Annotated in this window: 1 protein-coding gene; it reads right to left on the minus strand. The window is 50.6% G+C overall.

Annotated features, from left to right (window positions below):
- Positions 1–35 precede the first annotated feature (35 nt).
- A partial coding sequence (locus tag GV64_RS26035; RefSeq protein WP_034844506.1) for a calcium-binding protein occupies positions 36–19,238 on the minus strand: 19,203 nt, incomplete at its 5' end.

The raw sequence follows: 19,238 nt of genomic DNA on the forward strand, positions 1-19,238 counted from the left end.
GTTGTCGGTGGCCCTCTGAGTAGCTAAGAAGAAGGTCAGAGGAAGTTCACGGTTATCGTATTGCCGCTACCATCGGTGTAAATATCCTGGCCGGCATTGTTCTGAACATTGGTAGCATCATTCACCGTAATTCCATCGGTGCCATTATCTACGTCAATGACCAGACTATTCCCTCCAGTAATGGAACTGACATCATTCATGGAGATAGTGATGGTATCGGCACTTCCTCCGGTGAAATCAATGTTTTCGACATTATCGATCAGGTTGGCGTAGCTGCTGAGATTGAAGGTAACTCCTTCGTCCAGATTAAGGGTATCGTTGTTTGCTCCACCATTCAGAACAGTTGAAGCATTCTGCAGCGCTGCAAGGTTTGTATTCAGGACATCATCACCAGCACCACCGATAAGCTGGTCACCCGCAAAACCAGTCAATGTGTCATTACCGGCATTACCTTCCAGTATATTGGCAATAGAACTGTGAGCTGTGAGGTTATCTCCGCTGATGGCGCTGTTAGAACCCAATACTTTCTCGATACTGTTCAGGGTGTCAGTACTGCCACCACCATCAGTTGCAGAACCAGACTGCAGGTTGACAGTGACACCACTGGAATCATTACTGTAATCAGCAGTATCCGTGTCATTGCCCCCATTCAGCGTATCGGCTCCTGAACCACCTTCCAGAATATCATCTCCATCACCGCCATTAAGCGTGTCATTCCCGTTATTACCACGGAGAGTATCAGTACCCCGACCACTGGTCAGAACATTATTGGCGTTATCACCAATCAGTGTGTCATTACCATGGTCAGTGGTGACATTCTCAAACCCTTTAACCAGGTCAGTACCAGTGTTGGTTCCGCCACCATAACTCTTGTTAACGGTGATATATCCCTGGGCGTTTGGCGTAGCAGAAAGATCAACGGTAATATCATCCGGCGTATCACTTGGACCGGTAACATTTCCAACCATATCCAGAGTATCACCAGCGGCCGTATTTGAGCCCCCATCCAGGGTATCGCTTCCGAAGCCACCGTGGATGATATCGTCACCTGCATCACCGTTAATGGTATCGTTATCCTGATTGCCGTTGATATTATCATTCCCTGTACCACCATTAATGGTATCTGCACCAGCACCACCAAAAATAGTATCACCACCAGCGCCACCATCAATGGTGTTCGCTGCATTGTCGCCTTGCAACGTATCTCCCGCAGCATTATCGGAACCAATAATGTTCTCAATATCAATCAGCGTATCTGAATCACCGCCCCCATCAGTGGCAAAGCCACCAAACAGAGAGACAGTAACAGCACCTGAGTCCTGACTGTAATCTGCAGTATCACCGGAAGAGCCCTCAGTGCCTCCATTAAGAATATCTATACCGGCTCCACCTCGGAGAGTGTCATCTCCAGCATTCCCCTGAAGATTATTGGAATCGCTATTACCAACAAGCGTATCCTGCCCAGTTGTACCTGTGACGTTTTCTATACCCTTGAGCGTGTCTGTACCGCTACTCTTAGTCGCAGAACCATCACCACTATCAACCAGAGTTACAGTGACACCACCGGTAATGGTTGAATAATCCACAGTATCTGTATTTGCTCCACCATCCAGCGTGTCATTACCGGCACTGCCAGAGAATGAATCGTTACCACCGTTACCTTCAAAACTGTTGTTACTTCCATCCCCGGTAAAAGAATCTACAGCAGAGGTGCCAATGACATTCTCAACATTGCGAACCGTATCGGTATTGCCACCTTTGGCAATGGTTCCATTTGAAGAGCCATTCAGAGTAACCGTAATGCCACTGCCATTAGAGCTGTAATTCAGGGTGTCACTGCCACTGCCACCATCGATGGTGTCAGAACCACTGCTGGAGTTAATCGTATCGTTCAGGGCACCGGTGGTAATTTCGTTATCCTCATCATCACCAGTAATGGTGTCAGCACCATCGGTCGCGATGATATTTTCGATATTGCGGATCGTATCTGTGAACGTCCCATCATTAACGGTGCCAACACCACTGCCATTCAGAACAACCGTGATTCCAAGGTTTGCATGGCCACTATAGTCAGCGGTATCAACATCAGAACCACCATCCAGAGTATCTGTGCCCAGCCCAGCAGTCAGCGTGTCATTCCCCGCCAGACCCGTCAGATTATTATTGGAGTTATCACCGGAAATGGTATCGCCATTGCTGGTACCAATGACATTTTCAATATTTTTTACCGTATCAGTATCAGTACCGTGAGTAACTGAACCATTAGAGGATCCATTCAATGTGACCGTAATACCGTTGCCTGAACTGTTGAAATGAGAGGAGTTGTAATCAAGAGTATCTGTATCACCGCCACCATCAATGGTATCGCTGCCATCGGTTGCATAAATGGTGTCATTACCGGTACCCGCATTGATGGTATTGCTTACGGTACTTCCGGTCAGCGTATCCGCTTGATTACTGGCAATAATGTTCTCAATATTGCGAAGAGTATCGCTGCCCTGATCAGTACTGCTGCCGGTCTCGCCTGAAAGGTTAACCGTTACATTTCCGGTGGCATCACTGTAATCAACGGTATCCCCAAGGCTGCTGTGGTCACCGCCTTCAAGAATGTCGTCACCAGCGCCCCCTTTCAGGGTGTCATCACCATTACTGCCATCCAAGGTATTAGCGCCGCTATCTCCAATCAGCGTATCGTTGGAAAAACTCCCAATGACATTTTCAAACTCATAAATAGAATCGTTACCTTCTCCGGTTGCGCTGTTAGTCGCCAGATTTACAGTAACAGCACTGGCGTCTGCAAAGGTTATGGTATCGTTACCATCACCACCGTAGATGGTGTCATCACCACCATTACCCTCAATAGTATCTGCTCCACCATCACCGTAGAGGGTGTCATTACCATTACCACCAGCAATTCGGTCTGCGGAGCCACCACCTCTGATAATATTGGCAGCTGCATTACCGGTAATATTGTCAGCCAGACCACCACCGGTCACATTTTCAATTCGAGTTATTGTACTGTCTGAAGAACCGTAACCATCCTGAATGGCTTCACCATCACCAAGGTCAAGGTTTATCGTGTGAGTGGCAGTGCTTAAATCCAGCAGGTCATTATCGCCACTACCACCATCTATGCTGTCATTACCAGCACCACCATTGAGGGTATCATCATTATCACCGCCGTTAATGGTATCGTTCCCTGCTCCACCATTAATGGTGTCATTACCGGCATTACCCGTCAGTGTATTGGCATCACCATTACCCGTCAGCTGGTCATTGCCGCTGCCAGTGACCACACTTTCGATACCTGTCAGGCTGTCTGTCACACTACCGACAGTCGCGGTCTGGGATACGGGGGCAAGGTTTACAGTAACGGCGGAGGTTTCACTGGCGTAGTCAACAGTGTCATTGTCATTAGCCTGCTCACCACCATCAATGACATCAACGCCGGCCCCCCCGGTCAGATAGTCATTACCGACACCACCTTCCAGGTGATCAGCACCATCGCCACCTGAAAGCGTGTCATCTCCGCCATTACCTACCAGGTGGTTTGCATTATTATCCCCGGTAAGGATATCTTCCTGTGCTCCACCACGGATATTCTCAATGTTGGTCAGTGTGTCATTGAAGCCTTCCCCATCTACAGCATTGGTGCCAACCGTATCACTAAGGTCTGCAATAACATTACTGGCAACACCACTGTAATCAGCCCAGTCTTGGGTACCGGTTCCACCATCAAGGGTATCATCACCCGCACCACCGACCAGAGTATCATCCCCGGCATCACCATTGAGGACATCATCTTCAGTACCCCCGGTCAGGGTATCGTTATTGTCACCCCCGTTGAGGGTGTCAGCGCCAGAACCACCTTCCAGCGTATCGTCACCAGCATCACCATTGAGCTCATCGTTGCCAGCATCGCCTCTCAGGGTATCAACACCAGCACCACCATGGAGGAAGTCTCCATCATCGCCACCTTCCAGGGTATCGTTATCATCACCACCTTCCAGAGTGTCAACACCAGCACCACCAAATAGCTGATCCTGACCGGCATCACCACGTAATGTGTCATTATTATCTTCGCCGTAAAGCAGGTCATTCTCAGTTCCACCTTCTATGGTATCGTTACCGGTTCCGCCATAAATGGTATCCTGACCGGCATCGCCGAAGAGCTGGTCATTATTGTCATTACCCAGCAGGGTATCGTTCCCACCCCCGCCATGGAACTCATCAGTACCGGTACTGCCGGTTAAGACGTTTACGCCGCTGGTACCAGTAACAACACCACCGTTGCCACCCAGGGTCACGTTCTCAATAAAAGTGATACTGCTGTCGCTGGTACCATAACCATCATTGGTTGCTGTACCCGCCTGCAGGTCAATATTGACGGCTTCTGTTGCACCAGTAAGAAGCAGGGTATCAATACCACCACCACCGTTAATGGAGTCATTACCAGCACCACCATCAATATTATCGTTATCACCCTCACCCCAGAGGGTGTCATCTTCTGTGCCACCCAGGAGGGTATCCTCACCAGAACCACCTTTCAGGAAGTCTTCACCCTGACCACCGGTGAGGTTGTCGTTATCCGCATTCCCTTCAATGGTGTCATTGTCTGCACCACCATCGATGGTATCTGCACCGCTGCCACCGAGCAGGGTATCAGCCCCCGCATTACCGTTCAGGGTATCCGAACCAGCACCACCCTCCAGACGGTTATCGCTGGTATTACCGGAAATGCTGTCGTTACCATTGGTTCCAATAACGTTTTCAACGTTTATCAGAGTATCCTGACCGCCTTCACCATCATTACTGACCTGATTACTGCCCAGAGTCATATCGACAGTAATAGCTCCCTTACCGGAGTAATCCACGGTGTCACCATTGGCGTCATGAGAACCGCCATCAATGGTGTCATTCCCAGTACCACCATAGAGCGTGTCATCACCGGCATCACCATTCAGGGTATCAGCTCCGGCATCACCATAGAGCGTATCGTTATTGTCTCCCCCATTGATGGTGTCTCCATCTTCATTACCGTGAATGGTGTCATTGCCTGAACCACCACTGATATTGTCAGCGCCTGTACCACCATTGACAGTATCAGCCCCACCTCCAGCATTAATGGTATCAACACCACCATTACCATTGAGAACGTTGGCCGAATCATTCCCTGTCAGGCTATCACCACCGGAAGTACCGTTAATGTTTTCTATTCCCTGCAGAGTATCGGTATCCGTGCCATCAGAAGCCGTGCCATTACCACCTGCCCCGAGAGTTGCAGTAATATTGCTACCATGGGTACTGTAATCCACAGTATCCCCTGCACTGCCATGGGAGCCGCCAATCAGGGTATCGGAGCCAGCCTTTCCGTACAGGGTGTCATCCCCTCCCTGACCGTCAAGAATATTGACTTCAGCAGTACCAATCAGGGTGTCATTTCCAGAGCCGCCATTCGCCGATTCGAAGTTAGCGATGGTATCCGTCCCCCGTCCAGTATCTACAACGGAGGATGAACCAAGATCAACGGTCAGACCTGCCGTTGTGTCAGAGTAATCAAGCGTGTCATTATCACCAGGGCTTTCACCGCCATCGAGAATATCGCTACCGTCCCCACCCTGAATCGTATCATTACCCTCATCCCCATTAAGGGTGTCATTACCACCACGACCTTCCAGACGGTCATTACCAAGACCACCATCGTAGCGGTTATCATCAGCATCACCGATGATGACATCATCACCTTCGCCCAGAACAAGGTCTTCAATACTGATAAGGGTATCAAGATTACCGTTCCCCAAATCCACCTGGAACGTATCACCGCCAGCAGAGCGGTCAATCGTCAAAGAGCCGCTGAATGCACTGTAATCAACACGGTCATTACCGAGACCGCCATTGAGGGTATCTGCACCCAGGCCACCTTCAAGGAAGTCATCACCATCTTGGCCGAGCAGTTCATCGTCACCGTCGCCACCGATCAAGGTGTCATTTTCGTCACCACCTTCGATACGGTTTGCTTCATCATCTCCAGTGATGGTGTCTGCGCTGGTAGAGCCAATCACATTTTCAATGCCAATCAGATTGTCGTTAGCACCATCACCATCATCACTGGCAGCATTACTGCTCAGGTCGACAGTCACCGCCCCGGCCGCATCGCTGTAGTCAACCGTATCGATACCGGTACCATCGGAGCCATCGGTACCACCAATAATGGTATCGACGCCTCCCGCACCGTAGAATGTGTCACTGCCATCACCACCGGTAAACCGGTTATTGGCGGAATCCCCTCGGATTGAGTCATTATGGCTGGTACCAATGACTCGTTCGATATCGATAACCACATCACGGTTGCCATAACCGTCATTGGTGGCTTCTTCATCGGCAAGATCGATAGTTACTGCGTTATCAGCTCCGCTGAAGTCAACGATGTCATTCTGGCTGTTATCATTGGTAGTGGTGCCACCGTATAAGGTATCCGCACCATCGCCACCTTTGATCGTATCTGCACCATTTCCGCCATAGACCACGTTAGCCAGATCATTACCATTCAACGTATCGTTATTGCTGCTGCCGGTAAGGTTCTCAATACCAACTAATGTATCAACATCACTGGTTCCTGCATCCGTCGCCGAACCACCGCCAGCACCACCGTTGGTCAGCGTTACCGTAACAGCACTGCCATGCCCGGTATAATCTGCGGTATCACCGGTACCACCGCCACCATCCAGCGTATCACTGCCAGCACCACCGAGCAGGGTATCATCATCCGCATCACCAAAGAGCTGATCAGCACCGCCGCTACCACTGAGGGTATCGTTGCCTGCATTACCACGAATCACATTGTCAACATTGTTACCAGACAGGGTGTCAGCGTTACTGCCACCAGAGAGGTTTTCAATATCGGAAAGCGTATCTCTACCGCCCTGGCCATCGTTATTAACGGACTGGTTAAGAAGGTCAATGGTGACCGACTGGGTCTGATCACTGTAATCCGCAGTATCAGTACCAGCATCACCAAACAGGTTATCGTTACCTGAGCCACCTCGAAGGATGTCATCATCATTACCACCACGAAGGGTATCAATGAGATCACCACCGCTCAGGGTATCATTACCATCCTGGCCCTCAAGAATATCCGTGCCTCCAAGCCCGCTGAGAACATCATTCTCCAAGCCACCCTGAAGCGTATTACTGACGTTGTCACCGGTTAGCGTATCGGCAAAGTCACCACCAATGACGTTTTCGATTGATTGAAGGGTATCCTGACCAAAGAGTGTGTCATCAACCAGAGCACCACTGGAGAGATCTACGGTCAGTCCGGATTCGGCACTGCTGTAATCAACGGTATCGGAGCCATCATTACCATTGAGGGTATCGTCACCACGGCCTCCCACCAGGATGTCATTACCATCACCACCATCGATGTTGTTATCCTGAACAAACCCGGTCAGTGTATCGTTACCTGAGCCACCAATGATATTTTCAACATCAACAAAGTTATCTCTGCCTCCGTGACCATCATTATTGTTGGTGCTATCTCCCATATTGATAACAATGTCATTGGTCTGGTAACCGAAGTCAGCGGTATCCACACCATCACCACCCCGGAACCAGTCATTACCAGCTTCACCCACCAGCCGATCATTACCGTCACCACCAGAGAGGTCATTGTCTTCAGCATTACCGGTGATGTCATCATTGCCATCTGAGCCAATAATATTTTCAATATCAATCAGCGTATCCGTATCAGCTGTCCCGGTTGCTGCAGAACCAGTATCAACACCAGAGCCATTATCAAGGTCAATGGTCATGTTGACGCCAAGAACACCGCTGTAATCCACAGTATCAACACCAATGCCACCGTTTATGGTGTCACTGCCAGCCCCTTCTATGAAGGTATCAGAGCCATCATCACCAAACAGCTGGTCGTCACCAGAACCACCGGTAATCGTGTCATTACCCTGACCACCTTCAATTCGGTTAACACCTCCACTACCAACCAGGGTATCGTTATGGTTACCAGAGAGAATGTTTTCTACTTCATTGAATGAATCTGTCAGAACACCACCCTCACGGGCACGATTGGTCGTAAGGTTGACTTCAACATCACCAGTCGCATCCGTGTAATCAACGGTATCAGTACCTGAACCACCATCCAGAAGATCAGTACCTTCACCCCCTCTCAGGGTGTCGTTTTGATCACCACCATAAAGATTGTCATCACCAGCGGCCCCAACCAGCTTATCGGTACCCGAGTTACCGTAGAAATCATTATTCTCACCGTCACCGGTGATCTGGTCATTACCCGCGCCTCCCCGAATGATTTCAATACCGGTCAAGGTATCTACACCATTCTGACCGTCATTATTGCTGGCTTGATTACCGAGATCGATGAGGATGCTCTGAGAGCTGGTATTGGATGAATAGTCTGCAGTATCCCGGTCGGTGTTATCACCACCGTTAAGAATGTCATTACCAGCACCACCTGTCAGGGTATCGTCGCCAAGCCCCCCAGTAAGCTCATTGACAACCGCATTACCCGTCAAGGTATCGCCGAGATTTGTTCCAATGATGTTCTCTATATTACGAAGAATGTCAGTATCAACGCCCGATACAGCAGTACCATCACCGCCCAACACCAAGGTGGCCTGAACGGACTGACCAAGATTAATGTAGTTAACCGTATCAACTTCTGAGCCACCATCAATGGTGTCGCTGCCAGCACCTTCGATAAAGGTATCATCGTCAGCGCCACCTTCCAGAGTATCGTTGCCAGAACCACCAGTGATCGTATCAGTACCGGCATTACCGATCAGGGTATTTATTCCGGTTGTGCCAGTCAGGGTGTCATTACCACTACCGGTAGTGACGGCTTCAAAGGCATTGATAGTGTCAACATCACCGGTACCAGCATTCACCTGGGTCAGGTTAAGGTTTACAGTGAGGTTGTTGTTATAGTCGCTGTAATCCAGCGTATCAAAACCAGCACCTCCATCGAGGCTATCATTACCGGCACCACCGTGAATGGTGTCATCATTATTCTGCCCACTGATGGTATCCGCACCATCACCACCAAAAATAGTATCATCCTGATCCCCGCCAAAGAGGGTATCGGCATCCCCTTCACCTCGAATGGTATCAGCCCCATCAAGTCCCTCGATGGTATTGGCACCACCATCACCGGTCAGGGTGTCATCATGGTTACCACCACGAATGTCTTCTATTCCTGTCAGGGTATCATTGCCATTGGCTCCGGAAGCAGTACCCGTGGTGAGGTTTACAATGACATCATCCAGTGCGTCATCATAATCTGCACGATCCATCGTTCCGACATCATCGCCACCGATCAGGGTATCGTCACCCAGTCCACCTTTCAGAATATCGTTACCTTCACGACCTTCCAGTCGGTTACCAAGGTTATCCCCAGTCAGGTTATCTCCCTGGAGACCACCAATCAGGTTCTCAATATTCTCAAAGGTATCCTGGCCACCATTACCATCACTGGTCGCCTGATTGGCCAGCAGACTTGCAGTTACCGCACCGTTAACCCCGCCGTAGTCGACCGTATCGTTACCGGCATCCCCCTTCAGCGTGTCATTACCGCTGTTACCACGCAGGGTGTCATCATTATCGCCACCTTCCAGGGTGTCATCACCTTCACCACCGGTCAGATCATCATTACCGGCTTCACCCAGCAACGTATCACCACCAGTGCCTCCATCCAGAATGTCATCACCGGTTCCCCCTTCGATGGTATCAATACCACCGCCACCGGAAATGGTATCAACTCCACCTTGACCTTTCAGGGTATTGTTCTGGGCATCACCTGTCAGCGTATCGTTGTTCTGGCTGCCTGTAACATTCTCTATATCTATCAAGGTATCGGTGCTGTTGTAGCCATCATTGGAGGCTTGGGGGGCAGCAGAGGACAGGTCAACGGTGATACCAAACAAGGCATCCGTGTAATCAGCCGTATCGGCACCACCACCGCCATCGAGGGTGTCGGTTCCAGCACCGCCGATCAGGGTGTCATCGTTATCCCCCCCCTCCAGGGTGTCGTTACCGTTCATGCCATTCAGGGTGTCATTACCCACACCACCCTGCAGAACATTGACCTCACCATCACCCGTCAGGTTGTCGTTACTGATACTACCAATAATGTTTTCAATATCGATCAACTGGTCTGAGCTGCCATCACCATCAATCGTGGCTTCAGAATCAGTCAAATTGGCAACAACCCCATTGGCTGCATCACTGTAATCCGCCGTATCAATATCGGAGCCACCACCACCCACGAGGCGATCCTGACCACCTCTTCCGGCCAGTACGTCATTACCGTCATTACCCGTGAGGACATTGGCTCCAGAGTCACCTGTCAATGTATCTGCAGCACTACCACCGGTAATGTTCTCAACATTAACCAGCGTATCCTGACCACCACTGCCATCGTTGTTCAGCGCCTGATTCTGAAGGTTAATAGTGACTGAGGTTGTGCGAGCACTGTAGTCTGCTGTGTCACCACCAGTCTCACCACCACTGCCACCGTTCAAGGTGTCGTTACCATCACCTCCAACCAGGGTATCATCGCCACTTTCACCAAAGAGAATGTCTACACCGCCATTGCCTCGCAGAGTATCTCCGGAAAGCCCACCATAGAGATCGTTATCATTATTATCACCGGTCAGGGTATCGACATGATCACTACCACGGATATTTTCGATACTGATGAGGGTATCTGTAGCATCACCACTGACTACAGCCTGAGGCGTTCCAAGGGAAAGGTCGGCATTCACTGAGTCACCAGCAGAGCTGTAGTCTGCTGTATCACCATCGGCTTCACCGGTTGTACCACCGTTAAGGATGTCACTGCCAAGACCACCAATCAGCGTGTCATCACCGCTACCGCCCTGCAGATTATCAGCACCCGCATTACCATTGATGGTATCGTTGCCGTTCTGGCCTTCAATGACATTATTGTTCAGGTCACCAGTAAGCGTATCGCCAAGAGCACTACCCTTGATATTCTCGATATCAATCAGCGTGTCGGTATCGGAAGTCCCGTCAGTAGCAGTACCATTACTGAGGTCTACACTGACTACCCGACCATGGGTTGAGTAATCAACAGTATCCCCGTTGGTTTCAGCACCTTCGCCACCATTGATAACATCACTGCCTGCACCACCAACCAGGGTATCGTCACCATCTTCACCCTGAAGCTCGTCATTACCGGCATTGCCATACAGTGTGTCATTCTCCGAATTACCACGGAGAACGTTGACTCCATCATCACCGGTAATCACGTCGGCATGAATACTGCCAGTAATATTCTCGATACTGGTGAGTGTATCCGTGTCAGAACCGACGGTTACCGTGTCCGTCACACCCGAAATGTCAGCATTCAACCCACCGGATGCCAGACTGTAGTCAGCTGTATCATTGCCGCCAGCACCATCCAGAGTATCACTACCGATACCACCATCGAGGGTATCATCACCACCGCCACCATCGAGCGAGTCATTACCGGCATCACCGAACAAGGTATCCTGGTTGCTTCCGCCTTCCAGGGTGTCCCCAGCACCACCGCCTCTCAGCGTATCGTTACCATCACCACCCTGGAGTAGATTGACCTGATCATCACCGGTAATATCATCAGCACCGGCACTACCTACAATATTTTCTATGCTTTCCAGCGTATCCGTTGCACCTGAACCATCGATGGCATTTGGCGTACCTGCAGCCAGGTCGACCGTAATGCTGTTGGCATCGTTGCTGTATACCGCCGTATCGGTTCCATCACCCCCTCTCAGCTGGTCTGACCCAGCGCCACCCTCAAGACTGTCTGCATCATCACCACCTTCGAGGATGTCATCACCACTACCACCCATCAGGGTATCATCGCCGGCATCCCCCCGGAGGGTGTCCGCTGCCTGACCACCATCCAGCGTATCCATCCCCAGGCCACCTTCCAGAGTGTCATCACCACCCAGCCCACTGAGGGTATCGTCACTGTCATTCCCCATCAGGATATTGGTGCCGCTATCCCCCGTCAGGGTATCGGCAAAGGCACTACCGGTCAGGTTTTCAATATCGATCAACGTATCAATGGCATCACCATCAACACTTGCTGTGTCAGTGGAGCCAGAGAGATTTGCAGTCACAAAGCCAAGAGCGTTGGTGTAATCGGCGGTATCCCCTCCACTGCCTTCTGCTCCACCATCCAGAGTATCTGCGCCTGCACCACCGGCCAGAGTGTCATCTTCAAGACCACCTTCCAGTACATTGACTCCGGCGTCGCCGGTCAGCGTATCCTTGAAGTTACTGCCAATAACATTTTCAATATTCGTGATGGTATCAATGGAACCGCTGCCATCCGTGGCATGGTTGGAAACTGCGGAAAGATCAAGAATGACACCAACACCGTCGCTATTGGCATCAAGGTCGGTAGTGTAATCAACCGTATCGATTCCTGCTCCGGTACCACCATCAATGGTGTCAGCTCCAACCCCTCCAACAATGGTGTCTGACCCATTACCTCCCTCAAGGGTATCGTCACCCAGCCCACCATTGAGGGTATCATTGCCACTTTCACCTTTCAGTGTATTGGCATTGCCATCCCCAACCAGCACATCATTGGAGCTGCTACCGGTAATATTCTCTATTTCAATCAGGTCATCCTGACCCAAATCACCATCGTCAGTTGCCTTATTGATGGCCAAGTTGGCATTAACACCATTCGCGGCCAAAGTGTAATCGGCGGTATCACCAACAGCAGTGTTGGTACCACCTTCAAGGCGGTCATTACCAGCGCGGCCTCTGAGGTTATCATCCCCTGCACCGCCAAAGAGATCATTGGCGTTTCCGTCACCGGTAATGGCATCGTCATTACCACTACCACGAATGTTATCAATATCGAAGAAAGTGTCCTGACCACCATCACCATCATCAGTGGCCATACCATCGGTCAGGTTTGCTGTTACTGATGCTGCTGCATTGGTATAGTCAACGGTGTTTTCTGAGCTGCCGTCAGAGCCTCCCCGGAATATGTCATCTCCCCCAGCACCAGACAGAGTATCACTACCCAGTCCACCAGATAGCTCATTATTCTGGTCATCTCCGGCCAGAGTATCGTCACCATTACTACCAATAACGTTCTCAATGCCACTCAAGGTATCAGAGAAACCAAAACCGTCTGCCGAGGCCACTCCAGTATCCAGGTTCACATTAACGAAGAGATTACTGGAGCTGTAATCCGCAGTATCAATATCATCACCACCGATCAGTTCGTCAGCTCCCTGACCGCCAACCAGTGTGTCATTGCCTGCACCACCATCCAGGCGGTTTTCATTACCATCACCCGTCAACTGATCTGCACCCGCACCACCAGTAACGTTCTCAATGCCGGTAAGGGTATCTGAGCCACCGGTACCATCCGTTGCCTGAGGCGCAGAGGCTGATAGGTCAACAGTGACATTACCCGTTTCATCACTGTAATCTGCGGTGTCTTCAAGGCCGGCACCGCCATCCAGTGTATCGTTGCCAGCACCACCCCGGAGGATATCGTCCCCAGCCTCTCCTTGCAGGACGTCATCCTGACCACCACCAATAAGGGTATCTCCGAGATCTCCCCCCTGAAGCTGGTTGGCCAGATCATTACCGGTGATGGTGTCTGCACCTTGACTACCAATAACATTCTCAATGCTGATCAGAGAGTCTGTTGTGCCGAATCCGTCGGTTGCTGTGGCAGGTGTTGTTCCTACAACTTCTACGGAGAGGTCAACAGTAACTCCCGAAATACCGTCCTGACTGTAATCCGCCGTATCAATACCGGTACCACCATCGAGCGTATCGGCACCACGACCGCCACGAAGGGTGTCGTTTTCACCTCCACCCTCCAGGGTATCTGCACCATCCTCACCAGAAAGGAAGTCATCTCCAAGCCCCCCCTGTAACAGGTTAACGCTGTTATTACCGGTGATGGAGTCTCCCTGATTACTGCCAAGCACATTTTCAATATTGGTCAGGGTATCCTGATCACCACTGCCATCGGTGGAGATTCCATCCAGATCAATGTTCACCGAACCTGTATCAAGGCTATAGTCTGCGGTATCAACATCGTCGCCACCGTCTAGAGTGTCAGCACCCGCACCACCCCGCAGGGTATCGTCACCAGCACCACCGGTCAGACTATTGGCAGAGTTGCTGCCTGTCAGTGTGTCATTCTGGGAACCACCAATAGCGTTCTCAATGCTGCTCAGGGTTTCGGTAATCGCACCTTCCGTTGCCTGGTTGGTAGACAGGTTAACGGTAACAACTTCTGTCGTCTGATAGCTGTAATCAACCGTATCATTACCGCCACCTCCAGATATGGTGTCTTGACCAGCACCACCGGAAAGCGTGTCATCATTGGCTCCACCATTGAGGGTATCATCACCATCACGACCACTCAGTGTGTCCGAACCACTACCACCATTAAGGGTCTGTGCATTACTGTCGCCAAGGATGGAGTCATTACCGGAACCACCAATAATTTCCTCAATACCCGTTAGTGTGTCCCTTCCTCCACGACCATCTTCATTAAGATTCTGGTTTTGGAGATCAATCGTGACGGTGGTTGTTTCAGCAGAATAATCAGCAATATCAACACTGGCATCATCACCACCAATAATGATGTCATTACCGGCACCACCGGTAATTCTGTCACCACCATCACCACCTTCAAGACGGTTATCAGATGCATCACCAATCAGGGTATCACCGCGGGTTGAACCAATAACGTTCTCAATATCAACCAGTGTATCAACATCGGCGGTTGCATCAGTTGCCTGCCCACTGCTGAGATCAACGGTAATAGCTCGGAGATGAGTACTGTAGTCGACGGTATCTCCGTTAGTTTCGCCCCCTTCACCACCACGAAGTGTATCGCTACCCTCTCCACCATTGAGGGTATCGTCACCATCACCCCCCTCAAGCACATCATTGCCATCATTGCCTGATAATGTGTCAGTACCAGAGCCCCCCTGAAGAGTGTTAGCAGCACTGCTACCCGTCAACGAGTCGCTCCCTGTGCCACCGATCAGGTTTTCAATACTTTCCAGAGTATCGGTTGCATCACCGGCAACCGTTGCCTGAGGATTTGCAGCAGAAAGATCAGCAGTTACATCTCCAATGGCATCACTGTAGTCGGCAGTATCAATATCCAGACCACCGCGGAGAGTATCTGCACCAAGCCCACCTTTGAGGGTATCATTGCCATCACCACCATCCAGCGTGTCATCTCCTGCACCACCATCAATAGTGTCAGCGCCACCCAGTCCTTCAAGCGTATCGGAGCCACCATTACCGGTCAGGTCGTCACTCAGCTGGCCACCACGCAACAGGTTATCAAGGTTGTTGCCTGTCAAATCGTTGCCCAGGTTACCACCCCAGACATTTTCTATACCTGTCAAAGAGTCCGGTGCAGCACCATTAACAATGGCTGTCGGGGAACCTGATGAAAGGTCAATGGTGAGCGAGCCGCCAGCACCTGTGTAATCGGCGGTATCACCTCCGGCGTCGTTATCACCACCATTCAGTGTATCACCACCAAGACCACCGCCAGCGAGAACATCATCACCATCACCACCAGTAAGGACATTTGCATTACTATCGCCGGTCAGGGTATCGCCGGCCGAACCACCAGTCACATTCTCAATGCTATTCAGTGTGTCAGTAGCAGTGCCATTTTCTGTGACTTTATCAGTCGCCAACGAAAGGTTTACAGTGACAACATCCGTATTATTGCTGTAATCAGCGGTATCCGTTCCAGCGCCACCATTCAGGGTGTCAGAGCCTTCACCACCTTCGAGGATGTCGTTATCATTTCCGCCATTAAGAGTGTCATTACCGGCATTACCACGGAGGGTATCAATACCAGCATTACCGGTAAGAATATTGGCCTGACCATCCCCAATCAAAGTGTCATCACTGTTGGTGCCTGTGACGTTCTCAATGTCAATCAAGGTATCAGTAATAACACCACCTTCAGACACCTGATTAGAGGTTGCTGACAGGTCTACCTGAATAAAAGCTGTATTAAGACTGTAATCAGCCGTGTCACCATTGGCACCATGGGCTCCACCATTGAGAGTATCGTTACCAGTTGATGAACCAACACCTCCGGACAGCACATCATCACCGTCATTGCCGGTGAGAACGTTATTGCCATTATCACCGGTCAGAGTGTCATCACCTGCGCCAGCTGTAACATTTTCGATTCTTAAAAGGGTATCCGTGGCACCAAACTGATCGGTGGCAGTACTACTGCTTAAATTGATAGTTAGATTCTGACCAACCGTTGCTGCGCTGTAATCTGCGGTATCTCCATTGGTTTCAGCATTATCCCCGCCATCAAGGGTGTCATTTCCATCGCCACCAATAAGAGCATCATCTCCTTCCATTCCACGGAGAACATTTGCACTGGCATCACCAGTTAGTGAGTCACCGTCGTTAGTACCAGTCAGGTTTTCAATATTAAGAAGGGTATCTGTACCACCAAGACTATCCGTAGCCGTTCCATCAGCAAGGTTTGCTGTGACACCGCTACTGCCTGTGTCGCTGAAATCAACAGTATCACCAAGGGTTTCGTTGGTTTCACCACCGTCTAGAATGTCATTTCCACCCCCACCGGTCAGAGTGTCATCACCGTCACCACCAGTCAGGGTATTGGCAGCGCCATCAGCACCGATCAACTCATCATCGCCAGCACCACCAACCAGGTTTTCAATATCAACAAAGGTATCAAGTCCACCCAGACCATCCTGACCAGAGCCGGTATTCAAGTTAGCGGATACATCCACAAGGCTGCTGGAATAACTGGCCGTATCTGTATCAGCACCACCTTCAAAACGGTCATTACCACTGCCACCAGTCAGCGTGTCATCACCGGCTCCACCCTGAAGTGTATCGTCTCCACCTTCACCACGAAGCGTATCGCCGTCATCACCACCACTGAGAGTATTGGCATTATTATCACCGGTAATATCATCACTGCGATTGGAACCAATAACATTCTCGATATCAATCAAGGTATCAGTGGAACCCGTACTGTCGGTTGCTGAGTTTGTTCCAAGATTGACGGTAATAGAGCGCAGGTGGGTACTGTAATCAGCAGTATCACCATCGGCCTCAGCCAGGTTGCCACCATCCAGAGTATCGCTACCTTCTCCCCCACGAAGGATATCGTCACCATCTCCCCCCTCGAGGGTATCATCATCATCCAGACCAGACAGTGTGTCATCACCAGCACCACCAACCAAAGTATTGGCCACACTGCTACCGGTGAGAGCATCACCAAACCCACTCCCAGTCAGATTCTCAATACTGTCCAGAGTATCCGTGGCATCACCCGCTACACTGGCCTGAGGTGAAGCTGCCGAAAGGTTGGCGGTAACAATGCCAGCAGCATTACTGTAGTCGGCAGTATCATTACCGGATCCACCAATCAGACTATCAGCACCAAGCCCACCAATAAGGGTATCCTGGCCGGCACCCCCATCCAGAGTATCTTCACCTTCTCCACCATTGAGGGTGTCCCGACCACCGTCACCTTCGAGAGTGTCATTACCAGCATTACCAGATAGATTATCGTCCTCAGTGCCGCCTCTGAGCGTATTGGCAAAAGTATTACCTGTAAGTGTATTGGCATGGCCGGAGGCGCCATCAATGTTTTCTATGTTGGCCAGAGTATCTGATGACTCACCCACAATCAGAGCCTGAGGAGATGCCACAGACAGATCTACAGTAACTGCACCACTGGCATCGGTGTAATCGACGGTATCTCCGGCAGTATCATGGGTGCCACCATCCAGATCATCTGCTCCCAGACCACCTTTCAGGATATCGTCACCGGCACCACCATCCAGTTGGTTGGCAGCGCTGTCACCTGTCAGAGTGTCACTACCACTACCACCGGTAACGTTTTCAATGCTGGTCAGCGTATCGGTTAAGGTACCGCCTTCATTGGCACGTACTGTTGCTGCGGATAGGTCAACGATAACGTCATCGGTATTGCTGCTGTAATTCGCAGTATCATTGCCTGAACCACCATTCAGAGTGTCGGCTCCGGCACCACCATTCAGGATATCGTTATCATCCCCACCATTCAGGATATCAATGCCATCATTACCACTGAGCGTATCGTCCCCTTCTCCCCCCGTCAGAGTATTCGCGTCACCATTACCTGTCAGTGTGTCATTACTGGTGGATCCAATAACATTCTCGATGTTTATCAAGGTATCTGTCAGTACACCACCTTCCCGAACCTGATTGGTTGAGACTGACATATCCACGACCACACCACTGCTGTTCTGTTCGTAACTGACAGTGTCTCCATTCACTCCATGGTCACCACCATCCAGGGTGTCCGCACCGGTATTGGCTCCCACCCCCCCGATTAAAGTGTCATCGCCATCGTTGCCAGTAAGCGTATTATCGTTGCCATCACCAGTCAGGATGTCATCACCGGCACCAGCAGTGACACTCTCAATATCCGTCAGGGTATCTGTATCATTGAACTGGTCGGTAGCCGTACTGTTGGCCAGGTTTATTATGAGGTTCTGTCCAGCCGTAGCAGCGCTGTAGTCAGCAGTATCACTGCCAGTACCACCATCCAGAGTGTCATCCCCAGCACCACCGACCAGAGTGTCATTACCACCATTACCGCTAAGAACATTATCCGCACTATTACCGGTTAATCTGTCACCAAAACCAGAGGTTCCCGTCAGGTTTTCAATGTTTCGCAGGGTATCGACATCCGTTCCACCAGAGTACGAAGCATCACTTGCAGTGCCATCCCCACCATCAGCCAGCGTTGCAATAATGGCACGTCCATAACCTGCATAAGTGGCTGTATCTGTATTGGCGCCACCGTCGAGAATATCGTTGCCTAGCCCTCCATACAGAAGATCATCCCCTCCACCTCCGGAGAGTTCATTAACATCATCATTACCTGTCAGGGTATCGTTACCACTGCCCCCCAGCAGGTTCTCAACATTTGTGAAGGTATCCAGCCCACCGGTACCGTCATTACCCTGTCCGTTCTGCAGATTCGCGACTACATCGAAACTGCTGCCATCGTAACTGACCGTATCAACATCAGCTCCCCCGTCGAAGCTGTCAGTACCCGCTCCACCAATCAGGGTGTCATCACCAGCATCACCGTTCAGCGTATCGTTGCCGCCTTCCCCTCTCAGGATGTCGTT

The organism is Endozoicomonas elysicola, assembly GCF_000710775.1.
In the GTDB taxonomy this organism is placed as follows: domain Bacteria; phylum Pseudomonadota; class Gammaproteobacteria; order Pseudomonadales; family Endozoicomonadaceae; genus Endozoicomonas; species Endozoicomonas elysicola.